The organism is Acinetobacter sp. V89_4, assembly GCF_029967875.1.
In the GTDB taxonomy this organism is placed as follows: domain Bacteria; phylum Pseudomonadota; class Gammaproteobacteria; order Pseudomonadales; family Moraxellaceae; genus Acinetobacter; species Acinetobacter oleivorans.
The window spans coordinates 164,637-178,394 of the sequence record NZ_JASCAI010000016.1; the positions used below are offsets into that span (position 1 = coordinate 164,637).

14 protein-coding genes and 1 pseudogene are annotated in these 13,758 nt (G+C 39.9%); 9 read left to right on the forward strand and 6 right to left on the reverse strand.

All coding sequences use genetic code 11. The annotated features are described in order from the left end of the window. The first annotated feature begins 146 nt into the window (after positions 1-146). The gene (locus QLG01_RS05085; RefSeq protein WP_282495960.1) at positions 147-2,480 is read left to right on the forward strand and encodes a PhoX family phosphatase; all 2,334 of its coding nucleotides are present in this window, start codon (positions 147-149) and stop codon (positions 2,478-2,480) included. 49 nt (positions 2,481-2,529) lie between these two features. Here the strand turns inward: QLG01_RS05085 and QLG01_RS05090 are convergent, their stop codons facing one another. Beyond that, entirely contained in the window at positions 2,530-3,309 is a 780-nt protein-coding gene (locus QLG01_RS05090) for an NRDE family protein (protein WP_282495986.1), read from the reverse strand. A gap of 93 nt (positions 3,310-3,402) precedes the next feature. On the opposite strand from QLG01_RS05090, the gene lgt reads away from it, so the two are divergent. The 7 genes and pseudogenes from lgt (at position 3,403) to msrA (ending at position 8,243) form a co-directional block, all read left to right on the forward strand. Next, positions 3,403-4,221, forward strand: a complete 819-nt coding sequence (gene lgt / locus QLG01_RS05095) for a prolipoprotein diacylglyceryl transferase (protein ID WP_282495961.1) — start codon at positions 3,403-3,405, stop codon at positions 4,219-4,221. A gap of 79 nt (positions 4,222-4,300) precedes the next feature. After that, complete coding sequence (locus tag QLG01_RS05100) at positions 4,301-4,660, forward strand: hypothetical protein (protein ID WP_009392979.1); 360 nt, start codon at positions 4,301-4,303, stop codon at positions 4,658-4,660. An 11-nt stretch (positions 4,661-4,671) separates the two neighbouring features. Continuing rightward, positions 4,672-5,104: pseudogene (locus QLG01_RS05105) on the forward strand (hypothetical protein). A 47-nt stretch (positions 5,105-5,151) separates the two neighbouring features. Then, positions 5,152-5,994 carry a thymidylate synthase gene (thyA, locus tag QLG01_RS05110; RefSeq protein ID WP_005302144.1) on the forward strand — a complete coding sequence of 281 codons (843 nt, stop codon included), beginning with the start codon at positions 5,152-5,154 and terminating at the stop codon, positions 5,992-5,994. A 44-nt stretch (positions 5,995-6,038) separates the two neighbouring features. Continuing rightward, entirely contained in the window at positions 6,039-6,548 is a 510-nt protein-coding gene (locus QLG01_RS05115) for a dihydrofolate reductase (RefSeq protein ID WP_004794794.1), read from the forward strand. A gap of 14 nt (positions 6,549-6,562) precedes the next feature. Next, on the forward strand, positions 6,563-7,618 hold the full coding sequence (locus tag QLG01_RS05120; RefSeq protein ID WP_282495962.1) for a DUF4105 domain-containing protein: 1,056 nt from the start codon (positions 6,563-6,565) through the stop codon (positions 7,616-7,618). A gap of 100 nt (positions 7,619-7,718) precedes the next feature. Next, positions 7,719-8,243 carry a peptide-methionine (S)-S-oxide reductase MsrA gene (msrA, locus tag QLG01_RS05125; RefSeq protein ID WP_151821250.1) on the forward strand — a complete coding sequence of 175 codons (525 nt, stop codon included), beginning with the start codon at positions 7,719-7,721 and terminating at the stop codon, positions 8,241-8,243. Between the two features lie 57 nt (positions 8,244-8,300). On the opposite strand, the gene QLG01_RS05130 is transcribed toward msrA, so the two are convergent. The 5 genes from QLG01_RS05130 to QLG01_RS05150 form a co-directional block, all read right to left on the reverse strand. After that, entirely contained in the window at positions 8,301-8,705 is a 405-nt protein-coding gene (locus tag QLG01_RS05130; protein WP_003654800.1) for a biopolymer transporter ExbD, read from the reverse strand. Continuing rightward, the gene (locus QLG01_RS05135) at positions 8,705-9,325 is read right to left on the reverse strand and encodes a MotA/TolQ/ExbB proton channel family protein (RefSeq protein ID WP_198307495.1); all 621 of its coding nucleotides are present in this window, start codon (positions 9,323-9,325) and stop codon (positions 8,705-8,707) included. Before QLG01_RS05135 ends, QLG01_RS05130 begins: the two co-directional genes overlap by 1 nt. A gap of 42 nt (positions 9,326-9,367) precedes the next feature. Beyond that, the gene (locus QLG01_RS05140) at positions 9,368-10,117 is read right to left on the reverse strand and encodes an energy transducer TonB (protein ID WP_013199006.1); all 750 of its coding nucleotides are present in this window, start codon (positions 10,115-10,117) and stop codon (positions 9,368-9,370) included. Positions 10,118-10,496: 379 nt separating this feature from the next. Continuing rightward, positions 10,497-11,360, reverse strand: a complete 864-nt coding sequence (purU, locus tag QLG01_RS05145) for a formyltetrahydrofolate deformylase (RefSeq protein ID WP_004794803.1) — start codon at positions 11,358-11,360, stop codon at positions 10,497-10,499. Between the two features lie 75 nt (positions 11,361-11,435). After that, entirely contained in the window at positions 11,436-12,128 is a 693-nt protein-coding gene (locus QLG01_RS05150) for a TetR/AcrR family transcriptional regulator (RefSeq protein WP_005302132.1), read from the reverse strand. Between the two features lie 112 nt (positions 12,129-12,240). Here QLG01_RS05150 and QLG01_RS05155 point away from each other — a divergent pair, with 112 nt between their 5' ends. Beyond that, a complete protein-coding gene (locus tag QLG01_RS05155; RefSeq protein WP_049837925.1) occupies positions 12,241-13,689 on the forward strand; it encodes a coniferyl aldehyde dehydrogenase in 1,449 nt (482 codons plus the stop codon). The last annotated feature ends 69 nt before the right edge of the window (positions 13,690-13,758 follow it).

Here is a 13,758-nt window from a genome sequence, read left to right on the forward strand (position 1 = left end):
TATGCAGGTTTCTTTTTTTTGACTAAACGATCAATTATTTCACAAACCTATCATCAAAACGTCAAAGCCTCGTCACACTCCCCAACTAAGCTAATGAAGATTTTTAGAACAATCTCTTTATTTCTTTACTTACTTAGGAATTTCCCATGACAGAGCTGACGCCATATCATGAAGATCAAGAACTGGACAATAATACTTCTGACAATATCCACTTCCGTGACATTTTAGAACAACATGTAAGTCGCCGTAGTTTAATCACCAAAGCTGCAAGTGGTGCAGTAGCTCTGACTTTAGCCTCTACTTTAACAGGCTGTAATGATAGTAATGATGACTCAGGTTCTAACAACGGTGGAATCCCACCTGTAGATCCAAATAAAAAACCAGAGAAATTAACTTTTACAGCAGTTGCAAAAAACCATAACGACATCGTGACTGTACCAGAAGGCTATGAAGCCAATGTCATTTACGCTTTAGGTGATTCAATCAACCCTGCTTTTGGTGACTGGGACGACAATAATATTCCATCTGGTCCAAGCTTCCAGTTTCGCTCGGGCGATTGCCATGACGGTATGCATTTCTTTGGTTTAAATACGTCAAAAAACAACTTTGATGAAAGTGTTTCGGCTGAAGGTTTGTTGGTGATGAATCACGAATATATCAACCAGACCTTCCTTCACCCAAAAGGCCCAACAAAAGTTAATGGACGCCGCCCTGAAGATGAAGTCATTCGTGAGACAAATGCACACGGCGTATCTGTCGTTCATATCAAAAAAGATGCAGCAACTCAAAAAGTAGTAATTGATAAAAAATCTATTTTTAACCGACGTATTACAGCATCAACAGAGATGGAGTTTGCAGGTGCTGCTGCTGGTTCTAGCCTACTTGCAACTCGTTTCTCGCCTGCTGGCCGTCAAACTCGAGGCACACATAATAACTGCGGTAATGGTTATACCCCTTGGGGCACATATTTAACTACCGAAGAAAACTTTATTGGTTATTTCCAACGTTCAGGTAGCGATGAATATGCACGTACAGATGCAGAAAAAATTGCATTAAAACGTTACGGTTTAGGCGTTAAAAAAGATGAACCATATCTTTACGAGAAAGATGAAAAAGGTGCGCCTAAAAAAGATAAAGATGGCAAGGTTATTTATTTAAAAGATAAAAATGGTGAGTTAATCCCTAACGTTGATGAACAAGGGCGACAAATTTATTTAGGTACAAGCTCTCGTTATGGCTGGGAAACAGCAATTGGTCAAGTTGAGTCACAAGACTTATATGACCGCTGGAATGCAGATGTAAAAGCTGCACAGGCAACACAAGACTACCGCAATGGACCTAATACATTCGGCTGGATGGTCGAGATTGATCCATTTGATAACCGCCTAAACCCAGTAAAAAGAACATCGCTGGGTCGTTTTGCACATGAAGATAGTGCCTGCCGTGCCGTAGCAGGTCAACCATTAGCATTTTATATGGGCGATGATTCTCGCGGTGAATACATCTATAAATTCGTCTCTACCGCAGTGTGGGATGTCAAAGATGTAAACGGTGGCTATACAGCTGGTGACAAATACATGAACGCGGGTAAATTGTATGTTGCCAAATTTAATAATGATGGTTCAGGTCAATGGATTGAACTTGCCTACGGCAAAAATGGCTTAAATGAAAGTAACACTACTTACCCTTTCAAATCTCAGGCAGACGTTGTTACGTTTGCACGTTTGGCGGGTGATGCAGTCGGCGCTACCAAAATGGACCGTCCAGAATGGTGTACGGTTAACCCAGTAAACGGCGAAGTCTATGTCACCCTAACCAACAACTCAAATCGTGGTAAAGATTACGCGACCGATGCTGCAAACCCACGTAACTACACAGACCTCTACAACGGCACTAAAGAGCAAAAGGGTAACGTTAACGGTCATATTATCCGTTTTAAAGAAACTGATGACAAAACCACTGCTGAAACCTTCAAATGGGATATCTACCTATTTGGTGCAGAAGCATCTATGGCCTCAAACATCAACTTATCTGGCTTAACAGACAACAATGATTTGTCTTCTCCTGACGGAATGTGGTTTGACCCACGTGGCGTACTTTGGATTCAAACAGATGATGGTGCTTACACCGATGTCACTAACTGTATGATGCTTGCCGCACTACCGGGCCAAATTGGTGATGGTGCCGCTGCCACTACATCAAATGGCCAACAAACGCTAGTCGGTGCTAAAGTTACAGACTCAACACTACGCCGTTTCTTAGTTGGACCAAAGCAATGTGAAATTACAGGTATTGCCATGACACCTGATCACAAAGCTATTTTTATTAATGTTCAACACCCTGGTGAAGACTCGAAAAGTTACGCAACACCAGACAGTAACTGGCCAGCAACCCAGAAAGATCCAAACAATAAAACAGCACGTCCACGTTCAGCAACTGTTGTGATTACCCGTAAAGACGGCGGTGTGATCGCAGGCTAATTCGTTTATGCCAATAAAAATGCCGGTCAATTGATCGGCATTTTTATTGCTATCGATTTAAAAGAATGTGCTGCTCTACAATTTGACCGCTGTGCTCACCTTGTTGGGTCTTTTCAAACCAAAGCCATTCATTATTGGTCATTCTTAGAAAATTCGAACAGCGTGTGCCATACACAGGACTTTGAATAAAGGTAGATGACAATAACTCTTCCAGCTCAGCTTGAATACCAGTATTGGGTAATAAAGCAGTTGTGACTTTGCGCTCATCTTCCAAAATATCCCACGCCGCATGTTGCAAAGTTAACTCTTCTGTCTGATGCTGAAGCATAGGCAAAAACTCTTGCGTAAAACGTGTTCGTAAATGTTTAGTTTTTTCCCAATGTTCAGACATCAAACCATTCGAAACCACATACACACCGTTAGCCAATACTTGCGGAGCTTCACCACGGTTACTCATATAAACCGCTTGATCAGCATTTCCCATAAACAAGTTAAAGCCAGCAAAACTCTGTTGTTGCTGTTCCAATTGTTGAGCAAATCGAATCGGCATTAAATCAGATTCTAAAAAAGCCTGAACCAAATGCCCCCGAGAAGTCTCATAAGACTTTTGATCTCGCCCATCACGGAAGTTGGTTAAAACAGCCCATCGACCTTGAGGTGTAACGCCCATCCACGTGCCACCCGACTGCAAATCTTGTCCTGCAACAATGGGGGTATGTTCCCACTGATGCAATAAAGCCGTTGGACGATGATAAAACTCATCCCGATTTGACATAAGACACAAGGGCATATCATCCAGAACATGCCATGCTAAAGCCACAATACACATTGATTCTTGTTCCCTATCTTTACACATTGAATGTACAACATTTTTCACATCATTCCGCTACAATCTGTCAAAACGTAAGATCAAGGAGCAGCAATGCTGACCTATCCTAATATCGATCCGGTCGCAATACATCTAGGACCTCTTCAAGTCCATTGGTATGGACTCATGTATTTATTGGCATTTTTATGTGCTTGGGGGCTTGCTTCCTACCGTGCCAAACAACGTGATGGCTGGACATCAGAAATGGTTTCCGACCTAGTGTTCTATGGTGCCCTAGGTGTTGTTCTGGGCGGTCGTATCGGCTATGTCCTTTTCTATGAGTTTGATAAATTCCTCGAAAATCCGATTTGGTTATTCCAAGTCTGGACAGGTGGCATGAGTTTTCACGGCGGCTTTCTCGGTGTTATGGTTGCTATGCTATTTTGGTGTAAAAAATACCAAAAAACATGGTTCCAAACGCTCGACTTTATTGCCCCTTGTGTACCGACTGGCTTAATGTTTGGACGCATTGGTAACTTTATTGGTGGAGAGTTATATGGTCGTGCGGTAACTGACCCGAATTATCCATTCGGTATGATCTTCCCAACAGATCCGTTACACCTAGTTCGCCATCCATCACAAATCTATCAAGCACTTTGTGAAGGTTTGATTCTATTCATTGTTCTGTGGTGGTTTAGTTCAAAACCACGTCCTCGTATGGCCGTTTCTGCCCTATTCTTAATGGGATATGGCGTTGCCCGCTTTGTTATGGAATTCTTCCGCCAACCAGATGCCGACCAAGGTTTTATTCTATTGGGTTGGATGACAAAAGGACAGATTCTAACAATTCCAATGTTGCTGATTGGCCTTTGGATGATGTGGTATGCCTATCAAAAGAAAATTTATGACTGGGGTCCACAAAAGAATAGTTAATATTTAAATTAGAGGAGTTTCGGCTCCTCTTTTCTTTTTTTATACTACAGTTTTTACTCTCCCAAGATGAAGATATACCATGCTGGAATTCTGGTTTAACACGCAAGTCCCAACATTTAAAAAACTAGTGATTTTGATTATTACGCTACTTATTTGTATTGCGCTATATCAATACCAACCACTGCCTTTAGATACGATTCTAATGTTTACTGGAACTGGGGTAATTTTTTTAATCTGTCGTTACTTTAAATTGCATTTCGCTCAAAGCAACCCGACTGGTTTACTCTACCGTCTATTTACTTGGATCCCTATTGCCCTTTTGTTTGCCCTTATTTTTGTTAAAGCGATGCCGAACTTGCTGATCTGGGGTGTGCAAGGAATTGCTTTTATGGCACTTGCTGCTTTTATTTTTTCACCTCAATCGCTTTTTAAGAAATAGGTTTGGTTTTCATGTTGGCTTATTGGTACAACGCTCCGCGCCATATCAAACTCATTTTCATTATTGCGGTTTGTGCTGCAATTTATGTAGCCAATCAAATCCAGCCTTTATCGCCGACTTATACTATTCTTAGCCTTATTTTCGGTTTTGGTTTACATGTTGGACATTACTTAAATAGCAAAATTCCAAATAACACATCAGACAAATCGAGCTTTAGACTTTTAATCAAAATCTATCCTATTTTGATCGTTGTTATTTTGATGTATCTACTTCCTGCTCAGCATAAATGGATTCTTGCTATACAAGCTTTAGGTTTTGTATTGGTTGGCTTTTTTCTGGTTTCAATTTATCAAAATCGTGCCAAGCGTTTTTAAGCATAAAGTTTAGCTCGTTTTTACTATTCCCAAAGCATGCTATTATCTTCCACGGTTTATTGATCCATGAACCGTCTCCCTTTTATTTTATGGAATTAATCCGAACTCGAGAGTGTTATGCGTGCATATTTAGACCTACTACAACATATCCTTGATAATGGCGGTGACAAAGGCGACCGTACAGGCACAGGAACCCGTTCTGTATTTGGTCATCAAATGCGTTTTGATCTCTCTAAAGGTTTTCCTTTACTCACCACAAAAAAAGTTCACTTTCGTTCTATTGTGATTGAGTTACTTTGGTTTTTAAAAGGCGACACCAACGTCCAATATCTAAAAGATAATAAAGTTTCAATTTGGGACGAATGGGCAACAGCAGAACAAACTGCTCGTTTTGGCCGCCCAGAGCATGAGCTTGGTCCAGTCTATGGTCATCAATGGCGTAATTTCGGTGCAACCAAAAATGCGGATGGTACTTATAACCAAGATGGTTTTGACCAGATTAAATGGTTAATTAATGAAATTAAAACCAACCCAAACTCGCGTCGTTTAATTATCTCTGGTTGGAACCCGAACGAAGCTGGACAAGTAGCCTTACCACCTTGCCACACGCTTTTTCAATTTTTCGTACAAGATAACAAATTGTCATGCCAACTTTATCAACGTAGCGCAGACGTGTTTTTAGGTGTGCCTTTTAACATTGCAAGCTATGCTCTACTCACCCATATGATTGCTCAAGTGTGCGGTTTAGGAGTCGGTGATTTTGTATGGACTGGTGGTGATACACATCTTTATGCCAATCATTTTGAGCAAGCACAACTTCAATTGACACGTGAGCCTTTACCACTCTGCCAATTGAAACTAAATCCAGAAATAAAAGACTTATTTGATTTCAAATTTGAAGATGTTGAAATTGTAGGTTATGAGTCACATCCTGCAATTAAAGCACCAGTTGCAGTATAACGACGACTCAAATTTCATTAAGTTACGGTTTAGAGAATAAGATTATGGCATGGCAAAATGTAGAAGTTGTTCACGTTGTGGCAATGGACAAAAACCACTGTATTGGTAAAGGCAATGCGTTGCCATGGCATATTTCTGCCGACTTAAAACACTTTAAAGAAATCACCCAAGGCGGTGTGGTCGTGATGGGTCGTAAAACTCTTGAGTCTATGGGCCGTGCGCTACCAAACCGTGTGAACTGGATCATTACCCGTGACATTAACTGGCAATTTGACGGTGTTAAAATTGCCTATTCAATTGAAGATGCTTTAAATGCAGCTTTAGAAGATGTAAAAAATACTGAAAAGCAGGCATTGTTCATCATTGGTGGCGGCGAGATCTTCAAGCAAACTTTGTCAATTGCAGACCGTCTTGAACTTACTCATGTTGACTTAGATGTGCAAGGTGATGCACATTATCCAACAATACCGAGTGAATTTCATAAAACTGCAAGTGAACAGCAAGTTGATGAAAAATCAGGAACTTCATTCGAGTTTGCCACTTATAAAAAATAATTCTATGGATGCCTATGCACAATATCGGAACACGTGAATTTATTATTGCTCTACTTTTTGGGCTGTTACATAGTCTATTCACGCTGTTTATTGTGTTCTCTAGTATTTGGGTATGTGTAGCACTCTGGGTTCAACAGCCTTGTGGCTGGTTAGGCAGCCGCATACTCATTGGCATCTGGATTGCTTTTGCACTGAGTATGGCGGGCCTATATGTTGAAGGCCATCTTGTTAGCAGACGTACAGACATCCTAATTTACCTTTTAGCATTTGCTTGCTCTCTCGTTTGGTATTTTTCGATTACTGCACGTCAAGACCGTGACTGGAACCCTGAAGTTGCCAATATGCTGAGCTATGAAAAGCACGGCGATGTAGTCACTTTGCATAATGTCCGTAACTTCAATTGGCATCCCGATGGAACCTATGATGTTCGCTGGGAAACTCGAACTTTTGACCTCAACCAGTTAAATGGCATAAACATCATTGCCTCTTACTGGATGGGACCACAAATTGCCCATACGCTGGTCAGCTTCGAATTTGCACACCAACAACCTTTGGTCTTCTCAATCGAGATTCGCAAAGAAAAAACTGAAGAGTTTTCGGCAATCGGCGGTTTTTTTAGAAAATATGAACTGAGCTTAATTGCTTCTGATGAAAAAGATATTGTCTATACGCGTAGCAATATCCGCAAAGAGCAAGTTTATAATTTTCCTATCAATATGCCACGATCTGAGCAAAAAGCTTTATTTTTAGAATATCTTAAAAAATCAGATGAGTTGCGTACAAAACCAGAGTGGTACAATACGCTCACGAGTAACTGTACAACTCTAATTTTTGATATGGTTCAAGCGATTAACCCATATCAACTTCCTAAAGATTATCGTCTAATTGCTTCAGGTTACTTACCTAATTATTTATATGATCTTAAAGCTCTTAATCAAAATGTCAGTTTAAAACAGTGGTATCAAATTGCACATATCAATCCACGTACTGAAAATTTTGAACAGTTTTCAGATCAGAGTAGTGAACACTTCTCTCAAATCGTTCGACAAGGTTTACCTAAAGCTAAATGAAATAAGTAATGCACTTTTCTTTACTTTTTTATACATGCTTTACTTTGTATTTTAAATACATAAACCCTATTGTAATAGGCAGGAAATAGAGGGAAAAACAATGCAACAGGCATTATTTGGCGGCGGCTGTTTTTGGTGCGTCGAAGCTGTATTTTTACAAATACGCGGTGTAGAAAAAGTAACTAGTGGTTACGCAGGTGGGCACACGATTAACCCTACCTACGAGCAAGTATGTCAAGGAGATACTCAGCACGCTGAGGTGATCTTGGTTGATTTTGATGAAGAGCAAGTAACATACTCCCAGTTACTCGATGTATTCTTCGCGACTCACGATCCAACGACTTTAAATCGCCAAGGTAATGATATCGGCACGCAATACCGCTCTGTTATTTATTATTATAATGAAGAGCAAAAGCAGGCTGCGGAACATACGATTCAAACACTAAAAGATGATGATCTTGATATTGTGACTGAATTGTCTCCTGTTCCGACGTTCTATTCAGCCGAAGAATATCATCAGAATTACTATGCAAAGAATCCTTCACAAGGTTATTGCAACTTTGCGATTCCACCTAAGTTGCTCAAGCTATATAGTAAATTCCAGCATCTTATGAAAGATCAATAAATTAGAGCAATAAAAAAGCAACCGATTTGGTTGCTTTTTTATTAGGTAAACTAAATTTTAGTTTTCACTGACAAAGGCAATATCGCTCAGTCCGGCTTCACTGGCGCGAGACATTACCTGTGCAACAGTATCGTACTTCGACTCTTTATCTGCACGAAGCTGAACTGTTGGTTTAACATCACCTTGACCTGCTTCTTGAAAACGTTTTTGAAGCTCATCAAGGCTAATTACTTGAGTATCCCAAGCCACTTCACCATTTGCATTAATACTAATCGTAATTGCTTTTGGTGGTGGATCAATAATTTCAGCAGTTGTTTTAGGAAGCGTTAATGGAATCGATGGGTTGGCAACTGTTGCTGTGACCAAAAAGATGATCATTAACACCAACATAATGTCGATTAGCGGAATGAGGTTCATCTCATTTATGCCACTATCGTGGTCTTCACCCAATTGAAAAGCCATTAAGCTTGACCTCCAACATAACTTTGCTGTGCAGTTTTAACATCAGACTTTACAGTTGAGTCTTGCTGCAACATCGTATCAATTAATAAGCTGTGCGCTTGATCTTGTAAATCATGAGCAAGACCACGGTTAGCGCGTACACAAATGTTATAAGCCAATACCGCAGGAATCGCAACTGCAAGACCAAGGCCCGTCATAATAAGCGCCTCACCTACTGGTGTAGCCACTTGAGCCAAACCTGCTTGTCCACTTTTACCGACTGCAACAAGTGCATGGAAAATACCCCATACCGTACCAAACAAACCAACGAATGGTGCAATTGAAGCAATTGTTCCTAAAACAGAAATACCTTTTTCAGCATTGACTTTTTCAGCAGAAATTTGACGAAGTAGAGCCTGCTCCGCAACCGCTTTACGCTGCTCAAAACTTAAAGGTTGTAACTTTGCTTTTAGCGAAGCGATAGCCTGAGAAAGTTGAGCATAAGCTTGTTGCTTTAATTGGCGAGTCCCCATCAAACGTAAGATGAAAACTGTCCAGGTAGCAATCGACATTGCCAATAAGATGAAATACAGGGTTTTACTCACTGCATCTGCATGTTGCCAATAGATTGAAAAGTTCATATGAACTCCTGATTAAGGTTAGCCGTTGGGACTCAAATTCATTTAAGGGGTTAAATCAAAGGGTTGCTCTGCTTTAATTGGATAAGCAACACCATTTTCCATATAAGGTTTAAATTTCGCACCGCGAACAGCACGGACAACTTTGTCATCTAGACTTGGAATACCACTACTTCTCGTCACTCGTACATTAATAATCTTGCCTTTTTCATCGGCTTCAATCAGTACCATGACAGAGCGTGCTTCGCCTTGTAAATCTTTTGAAGAAACTGTTAAACGTGGTGAACGACTCCACTGTACACCCGAACCACCAATTGAAACTCGTTTTGGTGATGGATCTGGAGCGGGTTGAGCTTTAGGTGCTTCTTGTACTACTGGCTTTGGTTTTTCAACGACTTTTTCAGAAACAGTCGTTGTCACCACTTTGGTTTCAACTTTAGGTTCTGTCTTTACTGTTTCTTTTGGTGTTTCAGCCTTTTTCACCTGTTGAATTTTTTCCACTTTTTTCGGTGGTGTCACAGGCTTTTCAACAACTTTAACTTCTTTTACCTCTTTCTTAGGTTCCGGCTTTTTAGGCGGTTCCTTTGGTTTAGGAGGTAGTGGTTTAGGTTGCTCTTGAATTTTTACGAAACGTACCTGTAAAGGTTTCTTATCGATTGGCTTTAATTCAGCAGGCTTAATATGGCTAACTGCCCATAAGACCCCGATATGACCAATTGCAACTGCAATTAGTGCTGTGATGACTTTCTTTTTCATCGGATTGGGAGCGTTTAAGGCTGCGGAAGATTGACTCATAAGAATCTAATTACCTAATGGATGATGATTTCAGATTTCTATTTATAGAAACGATTTCAAACATCGGATAGAACAATAAAGTGCCACAATAATAAATGAGAAGTGTTTTCATTTGCAACTATTTTTTGAGAAAAACATTTACTCTGTGCCATAGCTTTGTGCCTGCTGAGCGTCTTTGCTTTAGTTTTCTCATAGTTACATCAATAGACACCCATGTTCACAATTTGTTTAACCAAACTTAAATAGCTGGGCTATTTACAACATGAACAGATCTATTCTTATGATAATCCCACTTATTATTGATATGTTATATTATTTCAATTTTATTTTAAATATAAAAAAACACGCAAGAAGCGTGCTTTTTTAAAATAACCGTTATTTAAAAAACAACAGTCTTATTACCATCAACAATAATACGATCTTCTAAATGCCATTTCACTGCACGAGCCAACACATTACGCTCTACATCTTCACCTAGCTCACGTAATTGCTCAACATTATAGTCGTGGCTCACACGCTCAACGTCTTGCTCAATAATTGGACCTTGGTCAAGGTCAGCTGTCACATAGTGAGCTGTCGCACCAATCAACTTCACACCTTTTTCATAAGCTTGCTTATATGGATTGGCACCCACGAAAGCTGGCAAGAAAGAATGGTGAATATTGATGATTTTCATTTCCCATTTCGCAACAAAATCTTCGCTTAAAATCTGCATATAACGTGCAAGAACTAATAAATCATTGCCTTGCATCATTTCATCAATTTGCGCATAAGCTTCAGCTTTATTGTCTTTAGTGACTTTAATTACAGTAAATGGAATACCGAAGTTTTCAACAGATTCACGTAAATCTTCATGATTAGAAATGACATGAGTAATTTCGCAAGGTAACGAACCACGTGCATGACGCCATAACAACTCAAGCAATGCATGGTCAACTTTAGAAACTAAAATACCAACTTTTTTAACATCGTTAACGAAAGCAAGACGCCATTGCATGCCGTAACGCTCAGCAACGTTCGCAGCAAAAGTTTGAATTAATGCATCTTTACGCGACTGTAAATGATCAAGTTCAAATTCAACACGCATGAAATAACGTCCGCCCTGAGCTTCCGTCGCATACTGATCAAGCGCGGTAATGTTTGCACCTTGGTGATACAAAAAGCTCGATACCGCTTGTACGATCCCTGGCTTGTCTTCACAAGTAATCAGTAAACGGGCTGTATTGGCAGTGGTCATATTCATTTGGTTAATATCACTTAATTGAGATAAATCTTTTAATAGGCCGAGTATTCTAGCGCCCTAAATAAACAAGCACAACTATTCGTCTTTTAAGGACGATAAGCTGGCAAATAGATCTGAAGGGCCAAGAGATTCAAGCAACTGCTCATAAGTTGCTCGGCTCTCCCCCATAAGATAAGGACCTTCAAGGAAAACCATTTGGCGTAATGCTTGCCAAACCCATTTTTCTTCTAAATGGTTATTGTCACTAATATGACCAGACATATACAAAAAGTTTGTCCAGTTTGTTAATACAATCCAGAGGTTAATAATGAGGGCTTCAATTTCCGATGCCGTCATTTTCATAAGACCTGCATCTACAAAAGCTTGATAAATCTTTTGCCCCTGCTGCATCACCTGCCCAGCAAAACGCGGATAAATCTTTTTAAAGTCTTCGTTACTTTCAACTAAATGATAAACATCACGATGAATAAAACGGTAGCTCCATAATTGGCCGCTGAGCACCTGAAAATAGTTAATTTTATCATTGGTCGTTAATGGTCTGTCGTCAGGTAAAGAAAGCACTTCCAATGTCTCGGCCTGATATTGATACATTAATTCCTTAATGATTTCATGCTTATTCCGAAAATGATAATACAAATTTCCAGGACTGATACCCAACTCCGCAGCAATATGATTGGTTGTAACTGACCGTTCACCTCGCTCGTTAAAAAGCTGCAAACTGATTTGTAAAATCCGGTCTTTTGTCTTCAGAGCTTTAGGTTGAGACATTTTAATAACCTTTAATAATTCACATGGTTAAGACTTGAACACATAAACTGACTTGACTATTTAGAGTATTTACTCTAAAAAATAAATATATCAATGTATTTGGTAAGTACCGATGAACAGTCAAACAAAAACAAATCCAGAGACTCAGCTCCCTTATGATGTTAAGCATTTACATGATTTGCTTGAACAACAAAAGCTTGCTTATTTACGTCATCCGGTACCCACTGCTAAAGAGCGTATTGATCGTTTAGCTCGTCTTAAAAGAGTCTTGGTAAAATATCAAGATCAGATTGCCGACGCAATTAACCTTGATTATGGCAATCGTGCAGTTATGGAAACAAAAATTGGTGAGCTACTCACCAGTTTGGAACAAATCAAATATTACAGTAAACATCTGACAGCGTGGATGAAACCTTCAAAACGCCATATCAGTGTATTACATCAGCCAGCAAAAGGTTGGGTACAATATCAACCTATGGGTGTAATTGGTATTATTACACCATGGAATTACCCATTACTTCTTTCAGTTGGGCCATTAATTTGTGCACTGGCAGCGGGCAACCATGCCATGATCAAAATTTCGAGTGCCTCTCCTAACTTTGGACGAGTTCTTGAAAGTGCATTAGCAGAAGCGTTCCCACAAGAATTAGTTGCTGTAGTAAATGGTGGCGGCGTTATTTCAGATGCTTTTAGTCATTTGCCTTTTGACAAAATGATTTTCACAGGCTCAACTTCTGTTGGTAAAACAGTGATGGCAGCCGCAGCTCAAAATCTGGTTCCTGTTATTCTTGAATTAGGCGGAAAATCTCCTGCCCTTGTGCATGCATCTATGGATATGAAAGATGTGGCTCAACGTATTGCTGTAGGTAAATTGTGGAACGCGGGTCAAACGTGTGTTGCACCTGACCATATTTTCTTGCCACGGGGGAAAACTGCCGAGTTCATCGAAAACTTTAAATTGATTGTGGCTGGCATGTATCCGCATTTCCGCAACAATCAAGATTACACGTCTATTATTAATGACAAGCAATACAACCGCATTCAGGGCTATCTTGAAAATGCCCGTGATCAAGGTGCTCGTATTATTGAAATTAATCCACAAAATGAGATTTTAGATGATGTCCGTAAAATTGCGCCGACTTTAGTTACAGGCGTAACGACTGCAATGGATATTATGCAAAATGAAATTTTTGGTCCGATCCTACCAATTTTAGAATATGACCAAATAGAAGAAGTTATCGAATTCATTAATAGTCGCCCGCGTCCTTTAGCGATGTATTATTTTGACTATGATCAGGCACGTGCTGACTATATTGCACAGCATACCCATTCAGGGCACTTCGGAATCAACATGGTGATTACCCATGTGGCTCAAGATGATTTACCGTTTGGGGGAATTGGTGCATCAGGTATGGGTAAATATCACGGACCAGAGGGCTTTTTTAGCCTTTCTCATGAACGTTCGGTGATGTCTAATCCAAAACTTTATAGCCTTAAATACATTCTTCCACCGTTCAATAAGCCCATTCATCGTTTCATTTCGAAAACCTTGTTGCGCTAACTGATCAAGGCATGATCTGTTATACTAAATCATGCCTCGTTTTTACCAATTCCGCTTGTCTTTTAATCG

What these genes read in the sequence shown, in the direction of transcription:
- QLG01_RS05140 (WP_013199006.1), bottom strand. Translation starts at nt 10,117, where the DNA reads ATGAGTCAATCTTCCGCAGCCTTAAACGCTCCCAATCCGATGAAAAAG.
- QLG01_RS05115 (WP_004794794.1), top strand. Translation starts at nt 6,039, where the DNA reads ATGGCATGGCAAAATGTAGAAGTTGTTCACGTTGTGGCAATGGACAAA.
- lgt (WP_282495961.1), top strand. Translation starts at nt 3,403, where the DNA reads ATGCTGACCTATCCTAATATCGATCCGGTCGCAATACATCTAGGACCT.
- QLG01_RS05085 (WP_282495960.1), top strand. Translation starts at nt 147, where the DNA reads ATGACAGAGCTGACGCCATATCATGAAGATCAAGAACTGGACAATAAT.
- QLG01_RS05100 (WP_009392979.1), top strand. Translation starts at nt 4,301, where the DNA reads ATGCTGGAATTCTGGTTTAACACGCAAGTCCCAACATTTAAAAAACTA.
- QLG01_RS05150 (WP_005302132.1), bottom strand. Translation starts at nt 12,128, where the DNA reads ATGTCTCAACCTAAAGCTCTGAAGACAAAAGACCGGATTTTACAAATC.
- QLG01_RS05155 (WP_049837925.1), top strand. Translation starts at nt 12,241, where the DNA reads ATGAACAGTCAAACAAAAACAAATCCAGAGACTCAGCTCCCTTATGAT.
- QLG01_RS05135 (WP_198307495.1), bottom strand. Translation starts at nt 9,325, where the DNA reads ATGAACTTTTCAATCTATTGGCAACATGCAGATGCAGTGAGTAAAACC.
- QLG01_RS05120 (WP_282495962.1), top strand. Translation starts at nt 6,563, where the DNA reads ATGCACAATATCGGAACACGTGAATTTATTATTGCTCTACTTTTTGGG.
- purU (WP_004794803.1), bottom strand. Translation starts at nt 11,360, where the DNA reads ATGAATATGACCACTGCCAATACAGCCCGTTTACTGATTACTTGTGAA.
- QLG01_RS05130 (WP_003654800.1), bottom strand. Translation starts at nt 8,705, where the DNA reads ATGGCTTTTCAATTGGGTGAAGACCACGATAGTGGCATAAATGAGATG.
- msrA (WP_151821250.1), top strand. Translation starts at nt 7,719, where the DNA reads ATGCAACAGGCATTATTTGGCGGCGGCTGTTTTTGGTGCGTCGAAGCT.
- thyA (WP_005302144.1), top strand. Translation starts at nt 5,152, where the DNA reads ATGCGTGCATATTTAGACCTACTACAACATATCCTTGATAATGGCGGT.
- QLG01_RS05090 (WP_282495986.1), bottom strand. Translation starts at nt 3,309, where the DNA reads ATGTGTATTGTGGCTTTAGCATGGCATGTTCTGGATGATATGCCCTTG.